Consider the following 26,960-nt stretch of genomic DNA (forward strand, 5'->3'; position numbering starts at 1 on the left):
GTGCGCGGCGGACGCACGCGGTGCGGGCGCACGCAGAGCGGACGGGGTCGACGATGACCGAGACGACGGGGGTCCCGCTGCTGGCGATGCGCGGGATCAGCAAGCGGTTCGGCGGCGTCGAGGCGCTCGTCGGCGTCGACCTCGACGTGCACCGCGGCGAGGTCGTGGCGCTGGTCGGCGACAACGCGGCCGGCAAGTCGACGCTCGCCAAGATGGTCGCCGGGGTCCTGACGCCCGACACGGGCCTCATCGAGGTCGACGGGCGGCCGGTGACGATCCCGACGCCGGCGGCGGCGCACGCGCTGGGCGTCGCGACCGTCTTCCAGGACCTCGCGCTGTGCGACAACCTCGACGTGACGTCGAACCTGTTCCTGGGGCGGGAGCTGCGCGACGCGCGGGGCCGTCGCGACGACGAGCGCATGGAGCAGGTCGCGCGCCAGATCCTGCGGGACCTGACGAGCCGGATCCCGACGGTGCGCGTGCCGCTCGCGCAGCTGTCCGCGGGGCAGCGCCAGGCGGTCGCGATCGCGCGCACGCTCATCGGCTCGCCGCGCATCGTCGTGCTCGACGAGCCGACCGCGTCGCTGTCGGTCGCGCAGACGGCCGAGGTCCTCGTGCACATCGAGGGGCTGCGCGACCTGGGGCTCGCGGTGGTCCTCATCAGCCACAACATGACCGACGTGCGGTCGGTCGCGGACCGTGTCGAGGTGCTGCGGCACGGCCGCAACAACGGGTCGTTCGACGCGCGGTCGACGGCGTACGAGCAGATCATCGCCGCCATCACGGGGGCGTCGCGCGCACCCGGTGCGCGCCGGGTGCCGCTGCCCTCCTGAGGTGGCCGGGGCGGCGGGCGCGCGCGGCCGCCGGGGGCCGGCGGGCCGTGCGCGTCCACGCGCCACGTCGCGCGGCCGGTGCGTCGTCGCACTGGCCGCCCAGACGCCTGGGTGCGGGACCCGAACGGTCGCGGACTCCGTACGTCGGGGCGGGGGCGCGTCGGCCGTGCGGCGACCTCGCGCGTGGTCGCGCTCCCAGATCGCCCGGTCGGACGAGCGTCGGGAAGTTGTGATGAGTTCGTGACCGAGAAGGCATCGTTCGCGGTTGACTTCGGGTTCCGAACTTAAGCATGGTTGTCCCGCTGCACCGGGACGAGGACGACCCCCGTCGCGTCCGAGGCAGCCGGGTACATCCGGTCGGGCCGGCACAGCAGCCGCGTCCGTCCCCGAAGGGCTTCGGGACCGGGAACCTCTCGACGACGAGAAGGAGCACACGATGCGACGCAAGTTCACCATGGTGGCGGCGGCCGGAGCGCTCGCGCTCGGCCTCGCCGCCTGCGGCGGCGGCGGTGCCGGCGCCGGCGGCGGCAGCACCGAGGGCGCCGGCGGCGGCGCCGACCCGAGCGACATCACGATCGGCGTCGCGATGCCGACCGAGACCTCCGAGCGCTGGATCGCCGACGGCAAGGCCGTCAAGCAGGGTCTCGAGGACCTGGGCTACAAGGTCAACCTGCAGTACGCGGGCGACGACATCCCGACCCAGACCCAGCAGATCGACCAGATGATCACGAGCGGCGCCGACGTCCTCATCATCGCGTCGATCGACGGCACCGCCCTCACGAGCCAGCTCGAGAGCGCCGCCGCGCAGAACATCCCGGTCATCGCGTACGACCGCCTCATCCGCGACAGCGAGAACGTCGACTTCTACGTCACGTTCGACAACTTCGCGGTCGGCGTCGCGCAGGGCACCGCGCTGCTGCAGGGCATGGGCCTCATCGACGCCTCGGGCGTCGCGGTCCAGGGCGTGCAGGGCCCGCTCAACATCGAGCTGTTCGCCGGCTCGCCCGACGACAACAACGCCGGGTTCTTCTTCGACGGCGCGATGTCCGTGCTGCAGCCCTACATCGACAACGGCACGCTCGTCGTGAAGTCGGGCCAGACGGACTTCGACACCGTCGCGACGCTGCGCTGGTCGCAGGAGGCCGCCCAGAAGCGCATGGAGGACCTGCTCACCTCCACGTACTCCGACGGCTCGACGCTCTCGGGCGTGCTGTCGCCGTTCGACGGCATCTCGCGCGGCATCATCACGGCGCTCCAGGGCGTCGGCCAGGGCCCGACCATCGAGGCCGGCCTGCCGATCGTCACCGGCCAGGACGCCGAGATCGCGTCGGTCAAGCTCATCAACGACGGCGTGCAGTCCTCGACGATCTTCAAGGACACGCGCAAGCTCGCCGACCAGTCCGTCAAGGTCGCCGAGGCGTTCGTCAAGGGCGAGAAGCCCGAGGCCAACGACACCGAGACGTACGACAACGGCAAGAAGGTCGTCCCGTCCTACCTGCTGACGGTCGACACCGTCTTCGCGGAGGACATCGTCCCGCTGCTCGTCGACTCGGGCTACTGGACCGAGGCCCAGGTCCAGTCGGGCGTCGCCTGACCCGGTGACGCGGCCCGGCCGGGCGATCCCCGGCCGGGCCGCGCCCCCACCGCCCGCCATCCGACCACCACTGAACGGAGGGGTCATGGACCACAGCACCATCCTCGAGATGCGGTCCATCACCAAGACCTTCCCGGGCGTCAAGGCGCTGCAGGACGTCAACCTGACCGTGAGGCGCGGAGAGATCCACGCCATCTGCGGCGAGAACGGCGCCGGCAAGTCGACCCTCATGAAGGTCCTGTCCGGCGTCTACCCGCACGGCACCTACGACGGTGCCATCGTCTTCGAGGGGCAGGAGGTCGAGTTCGGCTCGATCAACGACTCCGAGGGCCGCGGGATCGTCATCATCCACCAGGAGCTCGCGCTGGTGCCGTACCTGTCGGTCGCCGAGAACATCTTCCTCGGCAACGAGGTGCGCGGCGCCGGCTCGCTGATCGACTGGAACAAGGCGAACGCCGAGGCGGCCAAGCTCCTCGCGCGCGTCGGGCTCGACGAGAACCCGACGACGCCCGTGTCGCAGCTCGGCGTCGGCAAGCAGCAGCTCATCGAGATCGCGAAGGCGCTGTCGAAGGAGGTCAAGCTCCTCATCCTCGACGAGCCGACCGCCGCGCTCAACGACAACGACTCCGAGCACCTGCTCGCGCTGCTGCGGCACCTGCAGCAGCAGGGCATCACCTCGATCATCATCAGCCACAAGCTCAACGAGATCGCCGAGATCGCCGACCGCACCACGATCATCCGTGACGGCCGCACCATCGAGACGATCGACATGTCCGACCCGGACTCGACCCAGGACCGCATCATCCGCGGCATGGTCGGGCGGGACCTCGAGCACCGCTACCCCGAGCGCACGCCGGAGATCGGCGACGAGGTGCTGCGGGTCGAGGACTGGACCGTCCGGCACCCCACGCAGGCCGACCGCGTCGTCATCGACCGTGCGTCGTTCACCGTGCGCGCGGGTGAGGTCGTCGGCATCGCGGGGCTCATGGGCGCCGGGCGTACCGAGCTCGCGATGAGCATCTTCGGCCGCTCCTACGGGCGCGGCATCACGGGCCGGATCTACAAGAACGGCCAGGAGATCCAGGTCCGCAGCGTCGACGAGGCGATCAACCACGGCCTCGCGTACGCCACCGAGGACCGCAAGCGGTACGGGCTCAACCTCATCCAGGACATCCGGCAGAACGTGTCCGCGGCCGGCCTGCGCCGCCTCGCGCGCCGCGGCTGGGTCAACGGCAACGAGGAGGTCCGGGTCGCCGAGGAGTACCGCGCGAGCCTGAACATCAAGACGCCGACCGTCATGGCGGTCGTCGGCAAGCTGTCGGGCGGCAACCAGCAGAAGGTCGTGCTGGCCAAGTGGCTCTACACCGAGCCGGACGTGCTGATCCTCGACGAGCCGACGCGCGGCATCGACGTCGGCGCGAAGTACGAGATCTACACGATCATCAACAAGATGGTCGCAGCGGGGAAGGCGGTCGTCGTCATCTCCTCCGAGCTGCCCGAGCTGCTCGGCATCTGCGACCGCGTCTACACCCTCGCGTTCGGGCGGATCACCGGTGAGCTGCCCGTCGCCGAGGCCACCCAGGAGCGGCTCATGGAGCTCATGACCATGGAGCGCGAGACAGCAAAGGACCTTGCCTCATGACGGCCATCGCCGGCTTCCGCGAGATGGTGACGCGGAACCTCCGCCAGAGCGGCATCTTCGTCGCGTTCCTCGTGATCGTCGCGCTCTTCTCGTTCCTGAACTCGAACTTCCTGAGCCCCGGCAACCTCACGAACATCGTCCTGCAGTACTCCTACATCCTGATCCTCGCGATCGGCATGGTCATGGTGATCGTGCTGGGGCAGATCGACCTGTCGGTCGGGTCGGTCGTGGCCCTCACCGGGGCCGTGTCCGCGGTCCTCGTGATCCGCAACGGCCAGCCCTGGTGGGTCGGCGTGCTCGCGGCGCTCGTCGTCGGCGGCCTGGTCGGCATGTGGCAGGGCTTCTGGGTCGCCTACGTGGGCATCCCCGGCTTCATCGTCACGCTCGCCGGCATGCTGCTGTTCCGCGGTCTCGCGCAGCGCGTGCTCGACAACGTCTCGCTGTCGCCGTTCGGCGGCACGTACTACGACATCGCCAACGGCTTCTCGACCAACGGCCTGCTCGGCGGCTACGGCGTGGACGTGTTCACGCTCGTGATCTTCGGCGTCGCGGTGGTCGGGTACGCCGTGAGCCAGTGGCGCACCCGCATGGGTCGCATCGCGTACCAGCAGGTCGTCGAGGCGCTGCCGCTGTTCGTGCTCAAGCTCGTCGCGATCGCCGCGGTCGTCATGTGGTTCGGCTACCAGCTCGCGCAGTCCCGCGGCCTGCCGAACATCCTCATCGTGCTCGCGGTGCTGATCCTGGCCTACTCGGTCATCACGCAGCGCTCGGTGTTCGGCCGGCACATCTACGCGATCGGCGGCAACCTCAACGCCGCGCAGCTGTCGGGCGTCAAGGTCCGCCAGGTGACGTTCTGGACCTTCGTCAACATGGGCCTGCTGGCCGGTGTCGCGGGCGTCGTGTTCTCGTCCCGCATGAACGGCGCCCAGCCGGGCGCGGGCAACATGTTCGAGCTCGACGCGATCGCCGCGGCGTTCATCGGCGGCGCGTCGACGACCGGCGGCGTCGGCCGGGTGACGGGCGCCATGACCGGTGCCCTGATCATGGCCGTCATGAGCAACGGCATGCAGCTCATGGGCGTCCCGCAGTCCGTCCAGCAGATGGTCAAGGGCCTCGTGCTCCTGCTGGCCGTCGCGTTCGACGTCTGGAACAAGCGGCGCGCCGAGGCGCGCTGACACCACCCGCGCGCCCCGTGCCGGACACCCGGTGCGGGGCGCGCGACGTGCGGCTCCGGCCAGGACCGACGTACGCGTCGGTGCCCAGTTCCGACCGCTAGGCTCGGCCGACGTGAGGGGACCGATGTCGGGATCGCAGTCGTCCCTGCGGGGCGCGAACCGCGCGCTCGTCGTCGAGACCGTCAAGCGCTACGGCGGTCTCACGCAGGTCGAGCTCACCGCCGCCACGGGGCTCTCGCCCGCGACCGTCTCCTCGATCGTCAAGGAGCTGCTCGCCGCGGGCGTCGTCGACACCCACGGCACCATCCGCTCGGGTCGGCGCGCGCAGCTCGTCACGATCGCGCGCCGCACGGGCCTCGCGGCCGGCGTCGACGTCGGCCCGCGGCACCTGCGGGTCGCGCTCGGCGACGTCACGCGCGAGATCGTCGCCGAGCAGACGCTCCCGCTGCCCGCGGACCACCGCGCCGACACGACCCTCGACCGCGTCGCGCTGCTCGTGATCGACCTGCTCGAGCGGGTCGGCGCGTCGGTCGACGAGCTCGTCGGCCTCGGGGTCGGGCTGCCGGCGCCCGTCGAGCCCGGCACGGGCCTCGTGACCGTGCGCGGCCTGCTGCGCGGGTGGGACGAGGTGCCGGTCGTGCACGTGCTGGCCAAGCGCCTGGCCAAGCCCGTGCTGGTGGACAACAACGCGAACCTCGGGGCCCTCGCCGAGAGCCGGTTCGGTGCCGCGCGCGGCTACCAGGACGCGGTGTACGTGTCGGTGGGCGCGGGCACGGGCGCCGGGATCATCCTGTCGGGGCACCTGCACCGCGGGTTCGGCGGCACGGCCGGCGAGATCGGGCACGTGCAGGTCGACCCGCAGGGGCGCATCTGCCGGTGCGGCAGCCGCGGCTGCCTCGACACGGTCGTCGGGTACCCGGCGCTGGTCGAGCCGCTCACGGTCAGCCACGGCACGCTCACGCTGCGCGACCTCGTGCAGCACGCGGTGGACGGCGACCCCGGGTGCCGGCAGGTGGTCGCCGACGCCGGTGCGGTGATCGGCGGCGTGGTCGCGGGCATGGCGATGGTGGTCAACCCGCAGTGCGTCGTCGTCGGCGGCGAGCTCGCGGAGACGGGCGACCTGCTGGTGCAGCCGATGCGCGAGGCCATCGCGCGGCGCGTGCCGCTCAACCAGATGGTCACGCTCGACGTCGTCCCCGGGGACCTCGGCGTCCGGGCGAAGGTGCTCGGCGCCCTCGCGCTGGTGCTCGAGGCGACCGATCAGATGGGTGCGGACGTCGGCGCCGGGCACGGCACGGGCCGCGAGGACGGCACGGCGGCCACCGGGGAGCAAGGTGGCTGACAGGTTTGACGCCCCCGGGAGCGGGGGAAACACTGGTCGGTACGTGCGCGACGAAGGGCAGGTGGGCGAGGCCGTGGGTGTCGGCAGGCGGACCCCTGTGCTGTCGGTGCAGCAGGTGTCCAAGCGGTTCGGGGCGGTCGAGGCGCTCGTCGGGGTCGACCTCGTCGTCCACCCGCACGAGGTCGTGGCCCTGGTCGGCGACAACGGCGCGGGCAAGTCGACGCTCGCCAAGATCATCTCGGGCGTGCTGCAGCCCGACGCGGGCCTGCTCGAGATCGGCGGCGAGCCCGTCGCGCTGCCGTCGCCGTCCGACGCGCACCAGGCGGGCGTCGCGACGGTGTTCCAGGACTACGCGCTGTGCGAGAACCTCGACGTCACCGCGAACCTCTTCCTGGGGCGCGAGCTGCGCGAGCGCACGCTCATGCGCGAGGGCGAGATGGAGCGGGTCGCACGGCGCATCCTGCACGACCTGTCGAGCCGGATCCCCGCCGTCCGCACGCCCGTGTCGCACCTGTCGGCCGGGCAGCGGCAGACCGTCGCGATCGCGCGGACCCTCATCGGGTCGCCGCGCCTCGTGGTCCTCGACGAGCCCACGGCGGCGCTGTCGGTCGCGCACACGGCGGAGATCCTCACGCACATCGAGCGGCTGCGGGAGCTGGGGCTCGGCGTCGTGCTCATCAGCCACAACCTCAACGACGTGCGCGCCGTGTCGGACCGCATCGAGGTGCTGCGGCACGGCCGCAACAACGGCTCGTTCGACGCACGCCACGTGTCGCAGGAGGAGCTGCTGGCGGCGATCACGGGCGCGACGCAGGTCGCGCCCGTGACCACCTCGGTCGGGCTGCGGTAGCCCGGCGGTCGAGCGGGGGTCAGCGCGCGGCGACGCTGCGCAGGCCGAACCCGCCGAGCACGAACCCGGTGCCGGTGCCGACGACGGCGAGCGCGACCCCGAACGCGATGACGGACGTGAGCAGCGAGCCGCGCACGAACGTCCCCTGAGCGACGGTGTCGCGCATCGGGTCGTCCTGGTCCATGGTCGCGTAGGTCTCGCCGTCGGCCATGGCGGAGATGTGGCCCTTGATGGCCTCGGTCTGCGCGAACGCGGTCCACGGCGACGAGATCTGCTGACCGGCGAAGGCGGGTGCGTCTTCTGCGACCATGGCGCGCTCGGACGCGAGGCCCTGGGAGACGGCGACCCAGGCGCCGGCGCCGCCCAGGATCATGAGCGCGCCGAGCGCGACGAGGAGCGTGCCGAGCAGGCGGACGCGTCGAGCGTTGCGGCGTCCGGGTGCGTCGTCGGTGCGCGGGGCGGTGCTGGCTGCGACGTCGGCGGTCATGGGGTGTCCTTCCGATGGCCGGTGGCGTCCTCGTGGACGTCCGGCGACCACGGTGATGGGTGAAATCTCAAGCACGCACCCCGTGAAACGGTTCGTATGACCTGTGTCACAGACTTTCGTCTCTGGCGTCCGGGACGTGGACCGGCCCCGCACTTGCCCGTGCGGGGCCGGTCACGTCTCAGGCGACCACGCAGGAGGCCCCGTTGAGCGTGAACGCGGACGGCGCGGTGTTGGTCCCGCCGTGCGTGCCGTTGAACCCGAGCTGCACCGAGCCGCCCGGCGGGATCACGCCGTTCCAGGCCGCGTTCGTCACCGTGACCTGCGCGCCCTGCTGGGTGGCGGTCCCGCTCCACGCCTGCGTCACCTGCTGACCCGACGGGAACGCGAACCGCAGCGTCCAGCCGCCGACCGCGGTCGCGCCGTCGTTGCGGACCGTTACCGACGCCGTGAAGCCGGTCGGCCACTGGTTCGCCGTGTAGGTCACCGTGCAGGCGCCGGCGGGGGCCGTCGGGGTCGACGTGGGCGTCGGCGTCGGGGTGGGCGTCGGCGTGGGCGTGGGGGTCGGGGTGGGGGTCGGCGTGGGCGTGGGTGTCGGCGTCGGGGTGGGCGTCGGGGCCGGCTGGTCGAGCCCGAAGAACGCGATCGCGGCCGCGGCGTCGACCGGCAGGTTGTGCGTCGTGCCCTGCAGCCGGTTCGTCTCGAACGGCGCCCGGGTGCCCGTGCCGCCGTACCGGGCGCGCGTGCGGTTGCCGAGCGTCTCGGTCGACGCGGGCGCCGCGCTGATCCCGAGCACGTCGGTCCACTGCTTGGTGGCCTCGGTGAAGTTCTGGAAGCTCAGCGTCTCGTCGTTCGTGCCGTGCCACAGCTGCACGCGCGGCCGCGGGCCGCTGTACCCGGGGTAGGTGGCGCGGGCCAGGTCGCCCCACTGCTGCGCGGACAGCACGCGCCGTCCCTGTGCGCAGTCGCTGTTCCAACCGGCCTGCGCGGTCGTGCCGGGCTTCGGCCCGCCCGTCGCGAAGCACGTGGCCGGGACGCCCGCGAACGCTGATCCCGCCGCGAACACGTCGGGGTACTCGGCGAGCAGCAGCTGCGTCGTCATGGCCCCCGAGGACACACCCGTGACGAACACGCGCGAGGGGTCCGTCTGGTAACGCTGCTGCACGTAGCGCACCATCTGCACGATGCTCTGCGGGTCGCTGCCGCCGTCACGCGTCATCGCCGCGGCCGACGAGACGTCGAAGCAGTTCCCCGGCCGGTTGGTGCTCGGGTACACCGCGATGAAGCCGTGCTGCGACGCGAGCTCGTCGAACTGCGAGCCGTTGAACATCGCCTGCGCGCTGCCCGTGCAGTAGTGCACGACGACGAGCACCGCGGGGTCGGGCGCGACGCGGTCGGGCACGAACAGGTGCATCCTGAGCCCGCCGGGGTTGCTGCCGAACCCGGTCACCTCGACGAGCGAGGCCGCCTGCGCCGGGGGAGCGGTCGCCACGCCCGCGCCGCCCACGGCCGCGAGGGCGAGGACGGCGGCGGCCAGCGTCGCGCGCAGCGCGCCGGGCGGCCGGGTGCGTCGTGGCCGGGTGCCGGTTCGGGTCGTACGCATGGGTCCTCCGCCCCGCCGGCCGTGCCGGCGCTGGTCGCGCGGCCCGTCGTCGTCGGCGGGCCGTCGGCCAGAGCATCGACCCCGTGGTCGCGGCCCGGCAGGGCCCGAACCGTTTCGCGCGGCACCGGGGGTGTGGCCGCCCCGGTGCCGCGCGGTGGTCTCAGCGGAAGACGATCGTGCGGTGCCCGTCGAGCAGCACGCGGTGCTCGGCGTGCCACCGCACCGCGCGCGCGAGCGCGCGCCGCTCGACGTCCTGCCCGAGCGCGACCAGGTCGGCCACGGCGTGCGAGTGGTCGACGCGCTCGACGTCCTGCTCGATGATCGGCCCCTCGTCGAGGTCGCCGGTGACGTAGTGCGCGGTCGCACCGATGAGCTTGACGCCGCGCTGGTGCGCCTGCGCGTAGGGGCGTGCGCCCTTGAACGACGGCAGGAACGAGTGGTGGATGTTGATGACGCGACCCTCGAGCCGGCGGCACAGGTCGTCCGACAGGATCTGCATGTACCGCGCGAGCACGACGAGCTCGACGTCGAGCTCCTCGACGAGCTCGAGCAGGCGGGCCTCGGCGGCGGCCTTGGTCGCGGACGTCACGGGGACGTGGTGGAACGGGATGCCGTAGAAGTCCGCGAGGGGGCGCAGCGCGTCGTGGTTCGAGACGACCGCCACCAGGTCGACGGGCAGGTTCTCGGCCTGCTGGCGGAACGCGAGGTCGTTGAGGCAGTGCGCCGCGGTCGACACCATGACGAGCGTGCGCACGGGGCGCCCGGCCACGTCGAGCCGCCACGTCATGTCGAAGCGCTCGGCGAGCGCCGCGAGGTCGGCGCGCAGCCGCTCGGCGGGCACGTCGGTCGACACCTGCACGCGCATGAAGAACAGCCCCGACAGCGGGTCCCCGAACTGCTGCGACTCGGTGATGTTGCCGCCGTGCTCGGCCAGCAGCCCCGCGACGGCGGCGACGATGCCCGGGCGGTCGGGGCACGACAGGGTCAGGACGAGGTGGGTCGGGTCGACATCCGAGGTGTGGGACACGAGGCCCGAGAGTAGTGCGCGGGCCGCGCGGGCTGAGACGATGACCGCATGACGGCCCTCGACATCCGCCCGGTCACGGTCGACGACGCCGGTGAGCTGCTCACGCTGCGGCGCGCCGCGTTCGTCACCGAGGCGCAGCAGTACGGCGACCCGAACATCCCGCCGCTGACGCAGACGCTCAAGGAGCTCAAGGCCGACCTCACGGCCGACGGCGTCATCACGCTCGGCGCGTGGTGGGGGCACCGGCTGGTCGGGTCGATCCGCGTCCTCGTCGAGGGCGGCAAGGCGACGCTCGGCCGGTTCGCCGTCGCGCCCGACCTGCAGGGCAAGGGCATCGGCACCGAGCTGCTCTCCGCGATCCTGCCGACCCTCCCGGACGGCATCGAGGAGGTCTGGGTGTTCACGGGCCGCGACTCGCTGCAGAACATCGCGCTCTACAACAAGGCCGGCTACGAGCACCAGCACGACCAGACCGCCGGCGACCTCACGTACGCCTACCTGCGCAAGCTGCTCGGCGACGGCGAGGCCGTCCAGGTCTGACGCCCTCACCTGCTCGACGCTCCGCTCGGCACCCCGCACGCCCCGCGACCCGACTTTCGTGCGGCGTGCGGCACGGAGAGGGCGTGGCCCGGGACGACGTGCCGCTCGAGCCGACGCTCCAGGTCGCGGGCTGCGCGATGTGGGTGAGCTGCTGAGGCGTCAGCGGCCCGCGCTCGCGGGCTCGGCCTGACGGTCGAGGGCGCCGCTGGGCGGGGGCGGCACGGCGGCGGTCGCCGCGGGTCGCCGCCGTCGGCGCAGCAGCGCGTGCGCCGCGGGCTGCCCCACGACGACGCCCGCGAGCACGGCGACGACGCCCGCGACCTGCAGCGGCCCGAGGCGCTCGCCGCCCAGCGCGAGCCCGACGGCGACGCCGGTGACGGGGTTGAGCAGGCCGACGAGGCCGACCGACCCGGCGGGCAGGTGCCGCAGCGCGGCGAACCACGCGACGTAGGCCAGGGCCGTGGCGACGAGCGACACGTAGGCGATGCCGAGCCAGCCGCGGCCGTCGAGCACCGGTGGGGCGCCCTCGGCGAGCGCGGCGACGGGCACGAGCAGCAGTCCGCCGGCGACGAGCTGCCAGGACGTGGTGGCGAGCACGTCGACGTCGTCCTTCCAGCGGGTCGCGAGGACGAAGCCGACCGACGACATGACCATGGCGGTCGCACCGGCGGCGACGCCGACGGGGTCGACGGCGACGGCGCCCGTGACGAGCATCGCGACGACGCCCGCGAGCCCGAGCGCGGCACCGAGCATCGAGGCCAGCCGCGGGCGCTGCCCGAGCAGGGGCCACGCGACGAGCGCGAGCACGAACGGCGAGACGGCCATGACGGTCGACGCCACCGACGTGGGCAGGCGCTGGGCGGCGACGTACACGAGCACGAAGAACGCGCTCATGTTGATCGCGCCGAGCACCAGGGAGCGCCACCACCAGGAGCCGCGCGGGCGGCGCCGCGAGAGCGCGAGCAGCACGAGCCCGGCGGGCAGCGCGCGCAGCACCGACCCCCACAGCGGGTGGCTCGCGGGGAGCGTGTGGGCGGTGACGTAGTAGGCGGCTCCCCAGGTGACGGGGGCGATCGCGGCGACGAGCGACCAGCGCCAGGTGTTTTCCACGGAAGACAAAATATCTGACGAGGAAGATATATTCCAGCCATGCCCGCGTCGCGCACGTCACCCACCCCCGACCGGCTCGACCTCGTCGGCGCCGCCTGGCGCGCCGAGCGTCCCGACCTGGACGTCCGGCCCCAGCAGGTCATCGGACGCCTGCACCGCGTCGCCAACCACCTGACGGCCGAGCTCGTCGCGGTCTACGAGCGGCACGGCCTGTCCGAGGGGGACTTCGACGTCCTCGCGACCCTGCGCCGCGCGGGCGCCCCCTACGCGCGGTCGTGCGGCGACATCGCCGCGCACACGCTCGTCACCAGCGGCGGCGTCACCAAGCGCGTCGACCGCCTCGAGCGCGCCGGCCTCGTGACCCGCCGCGTCGCCGACGACGACGCCCGCGCACGCCTCGTCGAGCTCACGCCCCGCGGCCGCGAGGTCATCGACGCCGCGTTCACCGACCACATGGCCAACGAGCACCGCCTGCTCGACGCGCTCACGCCGCAGGACGCCGACACCCTCGAACGGATCCTGCGCACGTGGCTCGCCGCGCTCGAGGAGCCGCCCGCCACCGCCTGACGGTGCGCGTGGCCTCGGGTCGCTCCAGGACGGACCCGGCGCGACCGATACCTCTGCGTGGACACGACCGCGACGCCCGGCCCCGACGTGGACGACCGCTCCGTGCGGTCCTGGGCGCAGCACGCCGAGGCACTCGGCGAGCCCGGGCTGGCCGCGGACCTGCTCACCACGGTCGACGGGGCCGACGTCGGCCACCTCGCACGGCTCGCGCTCCTCGACGGTCGCCCGGCCGACGCTCTCACGCTGCTGGCCCGCGGCGGCGACGACGTGGTGCCCGCGCACGGGCCGACGTCGCCCGAGCACGTCGTCGCCGCAGCAGCGCGTGCCGCTCAGGGGGACGAGGGCGCGCTGGTCACCCTGCTGCACGTCGGCTCGAGGGTGGCGGACCCGCAGCAGCGCGCCGACTTCCTGCGGCTGCTCGCAGGCGCGGCCGGGCCGGCCGGGCGCCACGACCTCGCGGACGACGCCTGGGTCACGCTCGTCTCCGAGCACGGGGACCGCACCCCGCAAGGCCTCGGGGGGTGGGCGGCCGCGCACGTCGCGCGCCGGGACGCTGCGCGCAGCACCGACGCGGTGCGCGCCGTCGTCGGCGTCGCGCGCGGCCTCCAGGAAGCGCTGCCCGCCGCGGCCGACGACGCCGGCGCGACCACGCTCGCCGTCCGTGACCTGCAGCGGCGGGGCGACCGCGCGGGCGCGGCGCTCCTGGCGGCGGCGGTCGCGCGCGGTGGGCGGACGAGCCCGGACCTGCGTGCGCTGCGCGACGAGACCGCGCTCCACCGGCGCCGCGCGCCCACCGTCGTCCCGTGGATCCTGGCCCTGCTGCTGCTCCCGCTCGGCGTCGTCGGCATCGCGCTGGGCATCGGCGTCGTCGAGGTCCTGCGGCGCGTGTGGCGGCGCGTGCCTGGCGTCAGCCTGTGCGACGAGCGGGTCTGGGACACGGTGGACGGTGCACGGCTCGACGACGGTCGCCAGACCGGCGCGCACAGCGAGGTCCGGCCGCTGCCAGCGCTGGCCGCGCTCGCCGGCTTCGTCGCGGGCATCGGCGTGGCGTTCGAGGTCGACGCGCGGGTGCGGGCGCTCGTGCCGGGCCTCGGTGACGGATGGGCGATGCTGCTGTGGGCGGTGCCGCTGCTGGGGGTGCCCGCGCTGTCCTTCGTCCTGGTCGAGAGCGCGCGTCGCGCGCTGGTGCGGAGGCGCGTGGCACGCGAGGGCGCCGCGGACCGGGCCGCGCAGCTGCGGAGCGCCGGGGCGTGCCGGTGCTGGGACCCGGTCGCGGCGGTCGGGCCGTTCGCCGCGGCGTACGCGTCGGAGCACCTCGTGGCTGCGCCGCGCTGCACGAGCCTGCCGCGCGGCACCGCCGTGCGTCGCTGCCCCCTGACCGACGTGCCCTGGCTGGTGACCACGACGACGGGCGGCCGTGCGCAGCTCGTGCTGCGGGGAGCCCCGCCGCTCCCGGCGGCCGCTGCGCCGCCGCCGCCCGGGACCGCGGGATACCTCTGAGCGGCACGCCGCGTCCGCGAAGGCGACGCCGACGTCCGCGCGGCACCGCGCCGCGCCGGCACCCCGCCGCGGACCCCTGCCGTTGTGCGCAGCAGCACCGGCGGCCCGGCCAGGTCCGTGCCAGGCCGCCGCCCGCTAGCGTGGGCGACGCCCGACGAGGGGCGGACGCGAGAGGGCGGCATGAGGCGCGGACGGGTCCTGGCAACGGGCGTGGCCGTGGTGGTGGTGGCGGGCGGCGCGCTGCTCGCGCCGATCGCCCCGGCGACCGCGGGGCACCGCTCGGTCGTCCTCGAGCCGCGGGACCAGGACCCGTGCGCGACCGTCACGGTCCCGGCCGAGATGTCGTGGTCCGTGCGCCGCGGGCCCGTCGTCGCGCGCTGGACGGACGTCGCGCTCGCGACGACGTCGATCCGCATCGACGTCGACCCCGCCTGCGCGGCCGACGAGCGCGTGAGCTGGGTCGGGGCCGACCTGCGGCGCGCCGACCGGCCCGACGACGGGACTCTCGTGCCTCCGCTCGGGGGCGTCGGGTGGGCGGAGGACGCCGCCCAGGGCGACCTGCGGGGCGAGATCGGGGCCCCCGACCTCGACCTCGCGTCGGGCTGGACGGGGGCCGACGGCGAGTGGTGCGGCGACCTCACGTTCGTCGTCGAGGTCACCCGCACCGGAGCCGACGGCATCACCCGCACGCCGCGTCTGGAGCACCCCGTGCGGGTCTGCACCGGCTGAGCCCCGCCGACCGACGCCCGGACGGCCGTGCCCCGCGGCGCGCACGGTTGCTACGCTGTCCCGGTCGCGACTGGCGCAGCAGGGTGGGTCACCACCGGGGAGCGACGCAGCAGCTGGACCGACGGGTCGGACGCCTGGGCCCCACGGTCACCCCACACCCATCGGTGTGCGGGTGCGCCGGGAGCGACCCGCACAGTTGACTGCGACAGGAGAGCACCGCGCATGAGCGACAACGTGCTGGACCAGAACATCGCCGACCTCGACCCCGAGATCGCCGCCGTCCTCGACCGCGAGCTGGCCCGCCAGCAGGGCACCCTCGAGATGATCGCGTCCGAGAACTTCGTGCCGCTCGCGGTCCTGCAGGCGCAGGGCTCGGTGCTCACCAACAAGTACGCCGAGGGCTACCCGGGCCGCCGCTACTACGGCGGCTGCGAGGAGGTCGACGTCGCCGAGACCATCGCGATCGAGCGGGCCAAGGCCCTGTTCGGCGCGGAGTTCGCGAACGTCCAGCCCCACTCGGGCGCCACCGCGAACGCGGCGGTGCTGCACGCCATCGCACGCCCCGGCGACACGATCCTCGGCCTGGCCCTCGACCAGGGCGGCCACCTCACGCACGGCATGAAGATCAACTTCTCCGGCCGCCTGTACGACATCGTCGCCTACGGCGTGGACCCCGAGACGTCCCTCGTGGACATGGACGAGGTCCGCCGCCTGGCACTCGAGCACCGGCCCAAGGTCATCATCGCGGGCTGGTCCGCGTACCCCCGCCAGCTCGACTTCGCCGCGTTCCGCGCGATCGCCGACGAGGTCGGCGCCTACCTGTGGGTCGACATGGCGCACTTCGCGGGCCTCGTGGCCGCGGGCGTGCACCCCAGCCCCGTGCCGCACGCGCACGTCGTGTCCTCGACCGTGCACAAGACGATCGGCGGCCCCCGCTCGGGCTTCATCCTCACCAACGACCCCGACCTGGCCAAGAAGATCAACTCCGCGGTCTTCCCCGGCCAGCAGGGCGGCCCGCTCATGCACGTCATCGCGGCGAAGGCGACGGCCTTCAAGATCGCCGGCACCCCGGAGTTCCGCGACCGGCAGGAGCGCACGCTGCGCGGCGCGCGGATCATCGCCGAGCGCCTGGGCCGGCAGGACGCGAAGGACGCGGGCGTCGCGGTGCGCTCCGGCGGCACCGACGTCCACCTCGTGCTGGTCGACCTGCGCGAGTCGCCCCTGGACGGCAAGCAGGCCGAGGACCTCCTGCACGAGGTCGGCATCACGGTGAACCGCAACGCGGTCCCGAACGACCCGCGCCCGCCGATGACCACCTCGGGCCTGCGCGTCGGCACCCCGGCGCTCGCGACCCGCGGCTTCGGCGACGCGGAGTTCACCGAGGTCGCCGACATCATCGCCGAGGCGCTCGTCGGCGGCTCCGCGGCCGACGTCGAGGCGCTGCGCGCCCGCGTGCGCACGCTCACCGAGGCGTTCCCGCTGTACCCCGGCCTGAAGCAGTACTGAGCGGGGGCCCCGATGACCGCTCAGAAGCTCGACGGCACCGCGACCGCGGCCGCCCTCAAGGCCGAGCTCACCACGCGCGTCGCGGCGCTCGCCGCGCGCGGCGTGGTGCCCGGGCTCGGCACCCTGCTCGTCGGCGACGACCCCGGCTCGCGCTGGTACGTCAACGGCAAGCACAAGGACTGCGCCGAGGTCGGCATCGCCTCGATCCGCGAGGACCTGCCCGCCGACGCCACGCAGGCCGACATCGAGGCTGCCGTGCGCCGCCTCAACGACGACCCCGCGTGCACCGGGTTCATCGTGCAGCTGCCGCTGCCGAAGGGCATCGACACGCACCGCGTGCTCGAGCTCGTGGACCCGGCCAAAGACGCCGACGGCCTGCACCCGACGAACCTGGGCCGGCTCGTGCTGCGCGTCAACGAGGAGATCGACTCGCCGCTGCCGTGCACGCCGGCCGGCATCGTCGAGCTCCTCGAGCGGCACGGCGTCCCGCTCGCGGGGGCCGACGTGGTCGTCGTCGGGCGCGGCGTGACCGTCGGCCGCTCGATCGGGCTGCTGCTCACGCGTCGCGCGATCAACGCGACCGTCACCCTCACGCACACCGGTACCGCCGACCTCGCGGCGCACACGCGCCACGCGGACGTCGTCGTCGCGGCCGCGGGCGTGCCCGGCATCGTCACGGCCGACATGGTGAAGCCCGGTGCCGCGGTCGTCGACGTGGGCGTCTCGCGCGCCACCGACCCGGAGACCGGCAAGAGCCGCGTCGTCGGTGACGTCGCGCCCGACGTCTGGGACGTCGCGTCGTGGGTCAGCCCCAACCCCGGGGGCGTCGGGCCCATGACGCGCGCGATGCTGCTGCAGAACGTCGTCGACACCGCCGAGCGTCAGGCCGGCTGAACGACCGCCGGCACGAGGCCCGGACGCGCGAGCGTCCGGGCCTCGTCGCGTCCGGTGCCGGTGCGGCGCGAGCCCGGAGGAGCGGTGCCGGTGCTGCGGCGCGGCCGGGCGGTGACGAGCTCGGGCGGCGATGAGTTCGGCGCGTGCCGCGGGTCTGCCCCGTCGTCCACCCGCACGCGACGAGGAGCCGACCATGACCGCGATCCGTACCCACCTGTGGTTCCCCGAGCGCGGAGCCGAGGCCGCCGAGTTCTGGGTGTCCGTCGTGCCGAACTCGCGCATCACCCGCGTCGTCCACGCGGCGCAGGGCGTGCCCGACGTCGAGCCCGGCGCACCGTTCGTCGTCGAGCTCGAGCTCGACGGGCACGCCGTCACCGTGCTGACCGCGGGGCCGTCCTTCACGCTCGACGAGGCGTTCTCGTTCGTCCTCGCGGTCGACACGCAGGAGGAGGTCGACCGCTACTGGGACGCGCTGGCCGCCGACGGCGGGTCGCACGGTCCGTGCGGCTGGCTCAAGGACCGCTTCGGCGTCTCGTGGCAGGTCGTGCCGCGCGCGCTCGACGACATCATGGGTCGCCCCGACGCCGCGGGCGTGCAGCGCGCGACGCAGGCGATGCTGCAGATGACGAAGCTCGACGTCGCCGCGCTCGAGGCCGCCTACGCGGGGGAGTGAGACCCGCCACGACCGCCCCGGGGGCCGCCGGCGGTGTCGGTGGCGTGGGGCAGGATGGCCGCGTGCTGACAGTCGCCACGGTCAACGTCAACGGGATCCGCGCCGCGTTCCGGCGCGGCATGGGGGAATGGCTCGACGTCCGCAAGCCGGACGTGCTGCTGCTGCAGGAGGTGCGCGGCAGCGACGAGATCCTCGCCGACCACCTCTCGCCCGACGAGTGGCACCTCGCGCACGAGGCCGGCCACGCCAAGGGGCGGGCGGGCGTCGCGATCGCGACCCGGCTGCCCATGAGCGCCGTGCGGATCGGGCTCGGCACGGGTGTCACCGGGGACGCCGGCCGGTGGGTCGAGGCCGACCTCGAGGTCGCGGGGGAGGACGGGACACCCGCCCGGACGCTGACGGTCGTGTCGGCGTACCTGCACTCCGGGACGGTCGGGACGCCGTCGATGGACGAGAAGTTCGCGTTCCTCGAGCACGTCACCGCGCGGCTCGCCGAGCTCGCGGCCGACGGGCGTCTCGCGGTGGTCGCGGGCGACGTGAACATCGCGCACCGCGAGGTCGACATCAAGAACTGGCGCGGCAACGTCAAGAAGGCGGGCTTCCTGCCCGAGGAGCGCGCCTACCTCGACCGCTGGTTCGACGACCTCGGGTGGCGCGACCTCGGTCGCGAGCACGGCGGCGACGGCCCCGGGCCGTTCACGTGGTGGTCGTGGCGCGGGCAGGCGTTCGACAACGACGCGGGCTGGCGCATCGACTACCAGCTGGCGACGCCGGCGCTCGCGGAGCTCGCACGCACGGTGACGGTCGACCGTGCCGCGACGTACGACGCCCGGTTCTCCGACCACGCCCCGCTCGTCGCGGAGTACGCGCTCTGACCGCGCGCGACGGCGGCCCGCGGACCAGGTCCGCGGGCCGCCGTCGTCGCGAGGCGGAGGGGTCCGTCAGACCCCGCCGCGCAGCGCCGAGATCGGCTCGATCGACGCGGCCTTGAGCGACGGGTACAGCCCCGCCAGCAGGCCGATGAACCCGCCCGCGAGGGCGGCGACGCCGACCATGCGCAGGTCGAGGATCGGGGTCCAGCTCTGCACGGCGGACACGGTCGTCACGGCCGCGACGCCGAGCGCCGCGCCGACCATGCCGCCGAGCAGCCCGACCACCACGGACTCGACCATGAACTGCGCGGCGATCTGGCGCCGCGTCGCCCCCAGCGCGCGGCGCAGGCCGATCTCGCCGACCCGTTCGAGCACCGACAGCAGCGTGACGTTCGCGATGCCCACCCCGCCGATGAGGAGGGCGACGGCACCCAGGGCCAGGAAGATCGTGTTGATGTCCGCCTGGACGCTCTGGCGGACCGACGACGTCGACGGCGGCGCCTGGACCGTCACCGTCTCCGGAGAGTTCGGGTTCAGCGCGGTCGGCAGCTGGGACGCCACCACGGGGCCGGCGGCCACCGCGATGTGCAGGTGCAGCTCCTGCGCCGACGTGAGACCCAGGTCGGCGCGTGCGGTGCCCATCGGCAGGACGACGGCCGACCGCATGTCGGTGCGGCGCACCATGCCGTCCACCACGCCGATCACCTGGTAGGCGCGGTCGCCGATGAAGATCGACGGCTGGCGGTCGACCCGGCTCACCCCCAGGCGCTGCGCCGCGTCGACACCGAGCACCACGACGCGGTCGCCGCGCGCGTCGTGGCCCTCGTCGAAGAAGCGGCCCTGCACGACCCGCCCGTCGAGGGCGTCGAGCGCGTGCGCGGTCGTCGCCAGCAGCGTGGGGCTCGTGACCCGCGCCGCCGACGGGTCGTGCACGGGCACGGCGGTGACGTCCCGGTCGCCGGCGTCGACCTCGGCGACGAGCGCGGCGGCGTCGACGCCGTTGAGCCGCTCGGCGCGGTCGGGCGCGTCCCACGGCAGCGGGGCGAGCGAGCGCTCGTTGCCGTCGAACCCGCGGTTGGTGGCCGGCTTCGCGACGGCCTGCGTCGCGGCCACCGCGTCGAACTGCTTGTTGATCTGACCGGCCGCAGTCTGCGCGAGACCGACCGTCACGACGACCGACGCGATGCCGAGCACCGTGCCGAGGATCGTGAGGACCAGACGGCCCGGCCGGGCGCCGATTCCGGCCGCCGCCTCGGCGAGCAGGTCGCGCGGGCCGAACCGGTCGGTGCGGGGCACGCGCTGCGCGACGGCGGTCATGCGATCTCCCGCAGGTGCCCGTCGGCGATGCGGACGCGCCGCTGCGCGCGCGCCGACACGTCGTCCTCGTGCGTGATGACGAGCAGCGTGAGGCCACCGGCGTGCAGCTCGTCGAACAGCTCGAGCACCGCCTCCGAGCTCTCCGAGTCCAGGTTGCCGGTCGGCTCGTCCGCGAGGAGCACGCGCGGCTGCGACACCACGGCCCGTGCGACGGCGGTGCGCTGGCGCTCGCCGCCCGACAGCACGGTCGGCGGGAAGTCGAGGCGGTGGGACAGGCCGACGCGTTCGAGCGCGGCGACGGCGCGGTCACGGCGCTCCGCGCGCGGCACACCGCTGTAGATGGTCGCGAGCAGCACGTTCTCCAGCACCGAGCGGTGCGGCAGCAGGTGGAACGCCTGGAAGACGAAACCGATGTGCCCGGCCCGCAGCGCGGCCCGCTCGCGCTCGCCCGCGTGCGCCGTCGGGATGCCGTCGAGCAGGTACTCGCCGTCCGACGGCCGGTCCAGCAGGCCCAGCAGGTTGAGCAGCGTCGACTTCCCGGACCCCGAGGGCCCCACGACCGACAGGTACTCACCGGCGCCGACGCGCAGGTCGGCCGGGTGCAGGGCGTGCACGGGCGGGTCGCCGGGGAACTGGCGCGTCACGCCGCGCAGCTCGACGACCGGCGGGACCTCGGACGGCGACTCCGGGGGCGCGTCGCCGAGCAGGTCCAGGACCGTCACGCGTCCTCCCCGGACTCGTCCGACCCGTCGTCGCCACCGCCGCCGTCGGCTGCGGCGCTGACTCCCACGACGACGAGGTCGCCCGCCTTGAGCGGCTGCTTCGCGTCGCTGATCTCGACGAACCCCGAGGCCGCGAGGCCGGTGGTCACCTCGACGAGCGTGCTCGTGCCGTCCGCCATGACCTCGATCCGGCTCTCGCCGCCCGGTCCCGCGGTGAGCGCCGCGAGCGGGACCGCGAGGACCTCGCCGTCGGTCGAGCTGACGGGCACGCGCACGCGCACGTTGCTGCCCTGGATCGACGTGAGCTGCTCGGGCGTGAGGTCGCCGACCGTGAAGACGACCCGGCGGCGGTCGCCCGCGGGGGCCTTCGCGCCGTCGTCGGACCCGGTGCCGGACGCGGCGTCCGGCTTCGCGTCGGGCTCCGTGACCTCGGCGACCGTCACGGGGACGTCGGCGCCGTCGACGCTCATGGTGCCGACCGTGCCGGGCGTGAGGAGCTCGGCGTCGGCGCGCGACGCGGTGGCGGTGACCTGCACCGTCGCGCCGGACACGCTCATGAACTTGCCCTGGACGACCCCGCCGCGCTCGACGGAGACGGCGTCGACGCGCCGCGGCAGCGACGGCAGGTACACGACCTCGTTGGCCGGCAGCGGGGTGAGCGCGTCGGTCTGCGCCTCGGCGAGCGCGTCGCGTGCGGCCTTGAGCTGGTCCTGGGCCGACCGCACGGCGTCACGCTCGGCGGTGGTGTCCGGCGCGACGTCGAGCGCGGCGCGCTCGGCCCGCGCCGTGCCGAGCGCGGACTCGGCGGCGACGAACGCCGGGGCCGCGCAGCTCGCGACCGAGGGGTCCCGGTACTGCGGGCCGGGCTCGGCGCCGTCGGGCGTCATCGGCACCGGAGGCTTCGCGCACTCCTGGCGCAGGTACGTCAGCTCGGCCTCGGCCACCCGCACGGCGCCGTCGAGCTGGGCGACCGACTGCCCCGCGGCGCCGCCCCGGCCCGCGGTCGCGAGCGCCGACTGCGCGCTGCGCACGCCGGCCTCCGCGCTGGTCACGGCCTCCTGCGCGGCGCGCACGGCGCCCGTGACCTCCTCGCCGCCGGTGGGGGACTCGTAGCCGACCTTCTGGTACAGGGCGCGCACACCGGCGGCGGTGGTCGAGTCGTAGGACGCACCCCCCGGGTCGCCGCCGTCGATCCCGACCGCGCGCAGCGCGGCCTTGAGCTGCTGCACGTCGGGCCCGGAGACCCCTGCGCGCAGCGTGCGGTACGTGGGCAGGTCGCCGGGCAGGGCGATCACGGGGCGGCCCGCGACCTCGAGCACCACGGTCGCGGGGTCGACGGTCGCGCCGACCTCCTTGACCTGACCGGTGACGACGGCCGGGCCGCCGAGGTCGCCGACCTCGACCGTGAGGTCGACCGGGTCGTCGTAGCCGACGTCGCCGCGCAGGACCACCTCGTTGCCGATGACGCGGCTCTCGACGGGGACCGTGATGGGCCCGGCCGTGGGGGCGGCGGCGTTGGCGGCCGCCTGCCCGGGCGACACGATCAGGCGCGACAGCCCGAGGCCCGCCGCGAGGCACACCACGGCGACGACGGCCATGGCGACGATGGTGCGGCGGCCGCCGCTGACATGGTTCGAGACCGTGCTCACGATGAACTCTTCTGCTCGGTGCGTCGCGTCACTTCGACGCGGTCTGCTTGTCGGCGATCGCCTGGAGCTGCGCGCCGTACTTGTCCCACATGCGCTTCTCCAGCGCGAGGTTGGCCGCCTTCAGGGCGTCGGCGTACCCGGCGGAGTCCTTGCACTCCCAGTCCGCGGTCGCGAGCGCGATCTCCTTCTTCTTCAGCTCGGCCATCTTCGTGGCGTCGGGCTGGTAGTCGAAGTTCGCGAGCTCCTCGTCGGTGGCGCCCTCCGGCGGTGCGACCGAGTCGTACAGACCGCTGAGCTCGTCGTAGACGCTCTGCCGTGCCTCGTCGGGCGTCGCGAAGTCGTAGCCCGCGTCGGCGAGGCACGAGGCCCACTTCTCCTGCGCCTCACGGAGCTTCGGGTCGTCGGCCATGTTCTCGTACTCGGCGCTCATCTCGTCGCTGAGCTGCTTCATCGCCGGGTCGTCCCAGAGCTGGTTCTCCTCGTAGACCTCGTGCTGGGCCTTGCCCTGGCACCCGGCCTCCTCCCAGTTGTACTCGTACTCGGCCTCCGCCTCGGGGTCGGCGTCGGGGTCGACCTCGGGGGCCGCGCCGTACAGCGCCTCGTAGAACGCTGTCTGCTCGCCCTCGGACATGCCGGCGACGTAGTCGGCGTTGGGGTCGACCTGCTCCTCGCCGCTCGTGGCGCCGCCGAACAGCTCGTCGCTCGTCGACGCGCCGTAGCCGTACTGCTCCGCGAACTCGCGCGACTCCCAGTCGGGCGCGTCGTCGCCGCCCATGACGCCCTGCGACCCGGTCTGCGGGACGTTCGGGGAGTACTCGAAGCCCTCCTCGCTCATGCACGCGGCGACGATCTCCTCGGCCCGGCGCTGCTGCTCGGTCGCCTCGTCCTGGTCGTAGGAGCCCCCGATCTTCTCGAAGAAGGCGGTCAGCGGGCCCGTCTCGGCGTCCGACGGCGACGAGTCCCCGCTCGTGCAGCCCGCGAGGACGAGCGCCGCGATCGCGGCGGCGACGGGCAGGACGGTGGTACGACGCATCGGTGGGCCTCTCGGAAGGGGTCGCGACGAGCGAGGATCGGGCACTCGGTCACCGACGCCCGCGACGGGCGTCACGGCGACCCTAGCGAAGCCCCGGTTGCGGGGTGGTCATTCTGCGGTATGAGACCGAGGCCGGGGTTGGCATCCTCGAGACGGGTGTCCGGGCCCAGGTCAGTAGCGGATCGCGTCGATCACCTTGACGCGCACGGCGACCGTCGCGGGGATGAGCCCGGCCAGCGCTCCGACGCCGGTCGCGCACGCCAGGCCGACCAGCGCGGCCGAGACGGGGAACGGCGGGCGGTCCTGGATGCCCCCGCCGAACAGCACGTCGACGGGCACGTTCTTGATGACCGCGACCGCGAGCACGATGCCCACGAGCCCGGCCACGAGTGTCGCGACCACCGACTCCATGAGCACGCCGAAGAAGATGCGCCCGGACGTCGCCCCGAACGACCGACGGATCCCGATCTCACGGATCCGGTGGCGCACGGTCACGAGGGCGATGTTCACGAGGCCCAGGCCGCCGAGCAGCAGGGCGATGCCCCCGACCCCGAGCGCGACCCACCGCGCAGCGCCGTCGAGCGCGCTGTACCCGGACGCACGGTTGTCCCACACGCTGACCTGCCACCCGGGGAGCACGGCCGCGACGTCGCGCTCCAGCCGGTCGGACAGGTCGCCGGCGGCCTCGGGCGGCACCCACACCTTGAGGGTCGGCGCGGGCTGGCCCGGGCCGGTGGTCCCGGCCGGTACGTACCAGCGCCCGAGCTGCTCGTACAGCACCATGGCCTGCGGCGTCTCGCCCTGCCAGCGCTGCGGCGTCACCCCGACGATCGGTGCGCGCACGGGGTGGTCGTCGCCGAGCAGGACGGTCGGGTGGCCGGCGAGGTCGTCGAACCCGAGCGCGGCGAGGAACGGCGCGTTGACGACGAGCACGGGGGCGAACGCGTCGGCGTCGGCGTCGGCGAACCACCGCCCGTCCTCGACCGAGATGCGCTGCATGACCCCGAGGTCGGGGTCCACGGCCCGCACGTCGACGCGCCGGGTGCCCTCGGGGAAGCGGAACGGGACCTGGGTGTACCAGTCGCGCGAGGCCCACGTGATGTCGTAGCGCTCGAGGGCGCGCGCGTACGCGGCGTCGAGCTCGCTCGGTGCCGCCGCCTGCTCGGACTGCGGCCACGCGTCGACCCCGAGGGTCACCTGCCGGCCCGAGTCGCGTTCCAGGGTCTCCGCGTAGCCCTGCGTGAGCATCTGGACCGCCGCCGTCACGGCGGTGATCGCGGCGACCGCGACGGCCACGCCCACGAGCGCGAGCAGGACCCGCAGCTTGTGCAGCCGCAGCTCGTCCCAGGCCTCGACGACCGCGCCGACGACCCCGGTCACGGCTGCACCTGCGCGGGGACCGAGGGGCCGATCTCGGGCACGTCGGCGGTGCCGGGGAGCCGGCGCGTCCCCGGCAGGGTCGGGACGTCGCCCACCCACTCGTGGGCGGCCCCGTGCAGGTCGACGGGCACGAGGACGCCCTCGGCGAGCCGGTAGTGGCGCTGCGCGCGGGCCGCCACCGCCAGGTCGTGCGTGATGGTGACGAGCGCCGCGCCGGTGATCGACGCGATCTCGTCGAGCAGCGCCATGACCTCCTGGCCCGTCTCGACGTCCAGCGCGCCGGTCGGCTCGTCGGCGAGGATCACGCGCGGCCCGCGGACGAGCGCGCGGGCGATGGCGACGCGCTGCTGCTCGCCGCCCGACAGCTTCTCGGGCATGGTGTCGAGCCGGTCGCCCAGCCCGACGCGGTCGAGCATCTGCGCGGCGATCGCGCGCCGGCGCCAGAACTGCCGGCCCGGGGCGTACATCAGCGGTGCCGCGACGTTCTCCAGCGCGGTGCGACCCGGCAGCAGGTTGAACTGCTGGAACACGAAGCCGAAGTCGCGGCCCCGGCGGCGCGTGCGCTCCCGGCCGGACAGCCGCCCGATGGGGACGCCCTCGAGGCGGTACTCGCCGGCCGTGGGCGCGTCGAGGAGCCCGAGGATGTTGAGCAACGTCGACTTGCCGGTGCCGGAGCGCCCGACCACGGCGACGTGCTCGCCCGCCCCGACCGTCAGGGTCACGCCCCGCAGGATCTCGAGCAGGCGGTCGTCGGGCAGCCGCACCGACCGCGTCACCTCGGTGAGCTCGAGCAGGCTCATCCGCCGCACACCCTCGGGTCGTACTGGCTCGGGTCGGCGCAGTCGACCTCGCCCTCGCCGCCGGGGACCGGCACGAACTGCAGGACCTGGTCGCCCAGCGCGAGGCCCTCGGTGATCTGGACGACCTCGCCGTCGGTCAGGCCGAGGCCCACGCTGCGCTGCTCGGGCTCGGCGTCGGGGGACGCGACGACCCACACGTTGCCGCGCTGGACGGTGCCCTGGACCGCGGTGACGGGGACGACGACCGCGTCCGCGGCCGTCCCGTTGACGATCTCGAGGTCGGCGCCGAGGCCGGGGAACGCCGTGACGTCCGCGGGCACCGCGCACGTCACGGTGCCCGACGCCGACGCGCCGTCCGTGCCCGGCTCGGCGGGGTCGGCGCCCGGCGGCGGCGCGGCGGCGCCGACGCGCAGCTGCGTGCACACGAACGGTGCGGGGCCACCCTTGAGGGTGACCTGGGCCTCGGTCGGCGCGCCGACGAGGCGGTACTGCTGGTCGGGCGTGAGCGTGCCGGTGACCGACAGCGACCCGGGGGCGACGTTGCCGAGCGTGTCGCCGACCGACACGACCTGGTCCTTGAGGGTCGGCAGTGACAGCGTCCCCGCGACCGGTGCCGTGACCTTCTCGAGGACGACCTTGGGGGCGCGCTCGGTCACCGTGGTCTCGCCCGTCTCGGGGTCGGTCCTGGTGAGCGGGTCGCGCGGGGTCTCCTGGCGGATCTCGAGGACGGGTGTGCCGGCGTCGACGTGCTGGCCGTCGGTCGCCAGCAGCGTCGACACCGTGCCGGCGAGCGTGGCGCGGACGGCGACCGGCGGGTCCGCGGCGACCGAGGCGGTGACCTTCACGGTGTTGGTGATGCTGCCCGTGGTCGCCTCGACGGTCGGCTCGACGACGCGGCCGGTGGGCTGCTCGCCGGTGGCCTGGGTGCTGACGTCGGCACCCGCGAACGCGATCTTCACGAGCGCGACGGCGATCACCGCCCAGACGAGCAGTCGCAGGCTGGGGAAGACGTATCGGCGGACCACGGTGCGTGGTGCTCCTCACGGGGGTCGACGACGGACCGCGGCGACGGGAGGGCGCGTCGGCCACCTGGCGCGTCGCACGCTACTACGCGGTGA

At 74.0% G+C, this 26,960-nt stretch carries 25 protein-coding genes and 1 riboswitch; of the genes, 14 read left to right on the plus strand and 11 right to left on the minus strand.

Features of this window, described 5'->3' with window-relative positions; genetic code table 11:
- Positions 1-53: 53 nt before the first annotated feature.
- From E4A51_RS00730 to E4A51_RS00755, 6 genes are all read left to right on the plus strand, one after another.
- Positions 54-833 carry an ATP-binding cassette domain-containing protein gene (locus E4A51_RS00730; RefSeq protein WP_070321026.1) on the plus strand — a complete coding sequence of 260 codons (780 nt, stop codon included), beginning with the start codon at positions 54-56 and terminating at the stop codon, positions 831-833.
- A 436-nt stretch (positions 834-1,269) separates the two neighbouring features.
- Positions 1,270-2,427, plus strand: coding sequence for a multiple monosaccharide ABC transporter substrate-binding protein (chvE, locus tag E4A51_RS00735; protein ID WP_046528885.1), 1,158 nt, complete (start codon positions 1,270-1,272; stop codon positions 2,425-2,427).
- An 85-nt stretch (positions 2,428-2,512) separates the two neighbouring features.
- Positions 2,513-4,069 (plus strand): multiple monosaccharide ABC transporter ATP-binding protein, encoded by a 1,557-nt coding sequence (gene mmsA, locus E4A51_RS00740; protein WP_070319846.1) that lies wholly within the window; start codon positions 2,513-2,515, stop codon positions 4,067-4,069.
- Positions 4,066-5,244: a multiple monosaccharide ABC transporter permease gene (mmsB, locus tag E4A51_RS00745; RefSeq protein ID WP_070319847.1), complete on the plus strand. Its 1,179-nt coding sequence runs from the start codon at positions 4,066-4,068 to the stop codon at positions 5,242-5,244. Before mmsA ends, mmsB begins: the two co-directional genes overlap by 4 nt.
- Positions 5,245-5,368: 124 nt before the next feature.
- Complete coding sequence (locus E4A51_RS00750; protein ID WP_134850873.1) at positions 5,369-6,586, plus strand: ROK family transcriptional regulator; 1,218 nt, start codon at positions 5,369-5,371, stop codon at positions 6,584-6,586.
- Positions 6,587-6,629: 43 nt separating this feature from the next.
- Positions 6,630-7,436, plus strand: a complete 807-nt coding sequence (locus tag E4A51_RS00755) for an ATP-binding cassette domain-containing protein (protein WP_226239034.1) — start codon at positions 6,630-6,632, stop codon at positions 7,434-7,436.
- Positions 7,437-7,455: 19 nt separating this feature from the next.
- Here the strand turns inward: E4A51_RS00755 and E4A51_RS00760 are convergent, their stop codons facing one another.
- The 3 genes from E4A51_RS00760 to purU form a co-directional block, all read right to left on the minus strand.
- The gene (locus tag E4A51_RS00760; protein ID WP_134850625.1) at positions 7,456-7,923 is read right to left on the minus strand and encodes an aromatic ring-opening dioxygenase LigA; all 468 of its coding nucleotides are present in this window, start codon (positions 7,921-7,923) and stop codon (positions 7,456-7,458) included.
- A 178-nt stretch (positions 7,924-8,101) separates the two neighbouring features.
- A complete protein-coding gene (locus E4A51_RS00765) occupies positions 8,102-9,523 on the minus strand; it encodes a PHB depolymerase family esterase (RefSeq protein WP_070319850.1) in 1,422 nt (473 codons plus the stop codon).
- A 160-nt stretch (positions 9,524-9,683) separates the two neighbouring features.
- The gene (gene purU / locus E4A51_RS00770) at positions 9,684-10,550 is read right to left on the minus strand and encodes a formyltetrahydrofolate deformylase (RefSeq protein WP_046528879.1); all 867 of its coding nucleotides are present in this window, start codon (positions 10,548-10,550) and stop codon (positions 9,684-9,686) included.
- 48 nt (positions 10,551-10,598) lie between these two features.
- Here purU and E4A51_RS00775 point away from each other — a divergent pair, with 48 nt between their 5' ends.
- Positions 10,599-11,090, plus strand: a complete 492-nt coding sequence (locus tag E4A51_RS00775; protein ID WP_046528878.1) for a GNAT family N-acetyltransferase — start codon at positions 10,599-10,601, stop codon at positions 11,088-11,090.
- Between the two features lie 159 nt (positions 11,091-11,249).
- Here E4A51_RS00775 and E4A51_RS00780 read toward each other — a convergent pair whose 3' ends face one another.
- The gene (locus E4A51_RS00780; protein ID WP_134850626.1) at positions 11,250-12,200 is read right to left on the minus strand and encodes a DMT family transporter; all 951 of its coding nucleotides are present in this window, start codon (positions 12,198-12,200) and stop codon (positions 11,250-11,252) included.
- Between the two features lie 39 nt (positions 12,201-12,239).
- On the opposite strand from E4A51_RS00780, the gene E4A51_RS00785 reads away from it, so the two are divergent.
- The 7 genes from E4A51_RS00785 to E4A51_RS00815 all read left to right on the plus strand — a co-directional run bounded on the left by E4A51_RS00785 (position 12,240) and on the right by E4A51_RS00815 (position 18,944).
- Complete coding sequence (locus E4A51_RS00785) at positions 12,240-12,767, plus strand: MarR family winged helix-turn-helix transcriptional regulator (protein WP_070319852.1); 528 nt, start codon at positions 12,240-12,242, stop codon at positions 12,765-12,767.
- 57 nt (positions 12,768-12,824) lie between these two features.
- The gene (locus E4A51_RS00790) at positions 12,825-14,267 is read left to right on the plus strand and encodes a hypothetical protein (protein ID WP_134850627.1); all 1,443 of its coding nucleotides are present in this window, start codon (positions 12,825-12,827) and stop codon (positions 14,265-14,267) included.
- A 180-nt stretch (positions 14,268-14,447) separates the two neighbouring features.
- Complete coding sequence (locus tag E4A51_RS00795; RefSeq protein WP_134850628.1) at positions 14,448-14,996, plus strand: hypothetical protein; 549 nt, start codon at positions 14,448-14,450, stop codon at positions 14,994-14,996.
- A 56-nt stretch (positions 14,997-15,052) separates the two neighbouring features.
- Positions 15,053-15,143, plus strand: a riboswitch (ZMP/ZTP riboswitch).
- 75 nt (positions 15,144-15,218) lie between these two features.
- Positions 15,219-16,502: a serine hydroxymethyltransferase gene (gene glyA / locus E4A51_RS00800; RefSeq protein WP_134850629.1), complete on the plus strand. Its 1,284-nt coding sequence runs from the start codon at positions 15,219-15,221 to the stop codon at positions 16,500-16,502.
- Positions 16,503-16,514: 12 nt separating this feature from the next.
- Positions 16,515-17,396: a bifunctional methylenetetrahydrofolate dehydrogenase/methenyltetrahydrofolate cyclohydrolase gene (locus E4A51_RS00805; RefSeq protein WP_046528873.1), complete on the plus strand. Its 882-nt coding sequence runs from the start codon at positions 16,515-16,517 to the stop codon at positions 17,394-17,396.
- 193 nt (positions 17,397-17,589) lie between these two features.
- Positions 17,590-18,069 (plus strand): VOC family protein, encoded by a 480-nt coding sequence (locus tag E4A51_RS00810; RefSeq protein ID WP_046528872.1) that lies wholly within the window; start codon positions 17,590-17,592, stop codon positions 18,067-18,069.
- A 62-nt stretch (positions 18,070-18,131) separates the two neighbouring features.
- Positions 18,132-18,944: an exodeoxyribonuclease III gene (locus E4A51_RS00815; protein WP_070319858.1), complete on the plus strand. Its 813-nt coding sequence runs from the start codon at positions 18,132-18,134 to the stop codon at positions 18,942-18,944.
- A gap of 66 nt (positions 18,945-19,010) precedes the next feature.
- On the opposite strand, the gene E4A51_RS00820 is transcribed toward E4A51_RS00815, so the two are convergent.
- The 7 genes from E4A51_RS00820 to E4A51_RS00850 form a co-directional block, all read right to left on the minus strand.
- On the minus strand, positions 19,011-20,258 hold the full coding sequence (locus tag E4A51_RS00820) for an ABC transporter permease (protein ID WP_070319859.1): 1,248 nt from the start codon (positions 20,256-20,258) through the stop codon (positions 19,011-19,013).
- Complete coding sequence (locus E4A51_RS00825) at positions 20,255-20,980, minus strand: ABC transporter ATP-binding protein (protein ID WP_082131404.1); 726 nt, start codon at positions 20,978-20,980, stop codon at positions 20,255-20,257. The genes E4A51_RS00820 and E4A51_RS00825 overlap by 4 nt, the downstream gene beginning before the upstream one ends.
- Positions 20,977-22,629 (minus strand): hypothetical protein, encoded by a 1,653-nt coding sequence (locus tag E4A51_RS00830; protein ID WP_240696327.1) that lies wholly within the window; start codon positions 22,627-22,629, stop codon positions 20,977-20,979. Before E4A51_RS00830 ends, E4A51_RS00825 begins: the two co-directional genes overlap by 4 nt.
- Before the next feature lie 28 nt (positions 22,630-22,657).
- On the minus strand, positions 22,658-23,662 hold the full coding sequence (locus E4A51_RS00835; protein WP_070319861.1) for a hypothetical protein: 1,005 nt from the start codon (positions 23,660-23,662) through the stop codon (positions 22,658-22,660).
- 171 nt (positions 23,663-23,833) lie between these two features.
- Positions 23,834-25,042 carry an ABC transporter permease gene (locus E4A51_RS00840; RefSeq protein WP_134850630.1) on the minus strand — a complete coding sequence of 403 codons (1,209 nt, stop codon included), beginning with the start codon at positions 25,040-25,042 and terminating at the stop codon, positions 23,834-23,836.
- Complete coding sequence (locus E4A51_RS00845; protein WP_134850631.1) at positions 25,039-25,842, minus strand: ABC transporter ATP-binding protein; 804 nt, start codon at positions 25,840-25,842, stop codon at positions 25,039-25,041. The genes E4A51_RS00840 and E4A51_RS00845 overlap by 4 nt, the downstream gene beginning before the upstream one ends.
- A complete protein-coding gene (locus E4A51_RS00850) occupies positions 25,839-26,867 on the minus strand; it encodes a secretion protein HlyD (protein WP_070319863.1) in 1,029 nt (342 codons plus the stop codon). The genes E4A51_RS00845 and E4A51_RS00850 overlap by 4 nt, the downstream gene beginning before the upstream one ends.
- Positions 26,868-26,960 lie beyond the last annotated feature (93 nt).

The organism is Cellulomonas sp. HD19AZ1 (assembly GCF_004535805.1).
Lineage (GTDB): Bacteria > Actinomycetota > Actinomycetes > Actinomycetales > Cellulomonadaceae > Cellulomonas > Cellulomonas iranensis.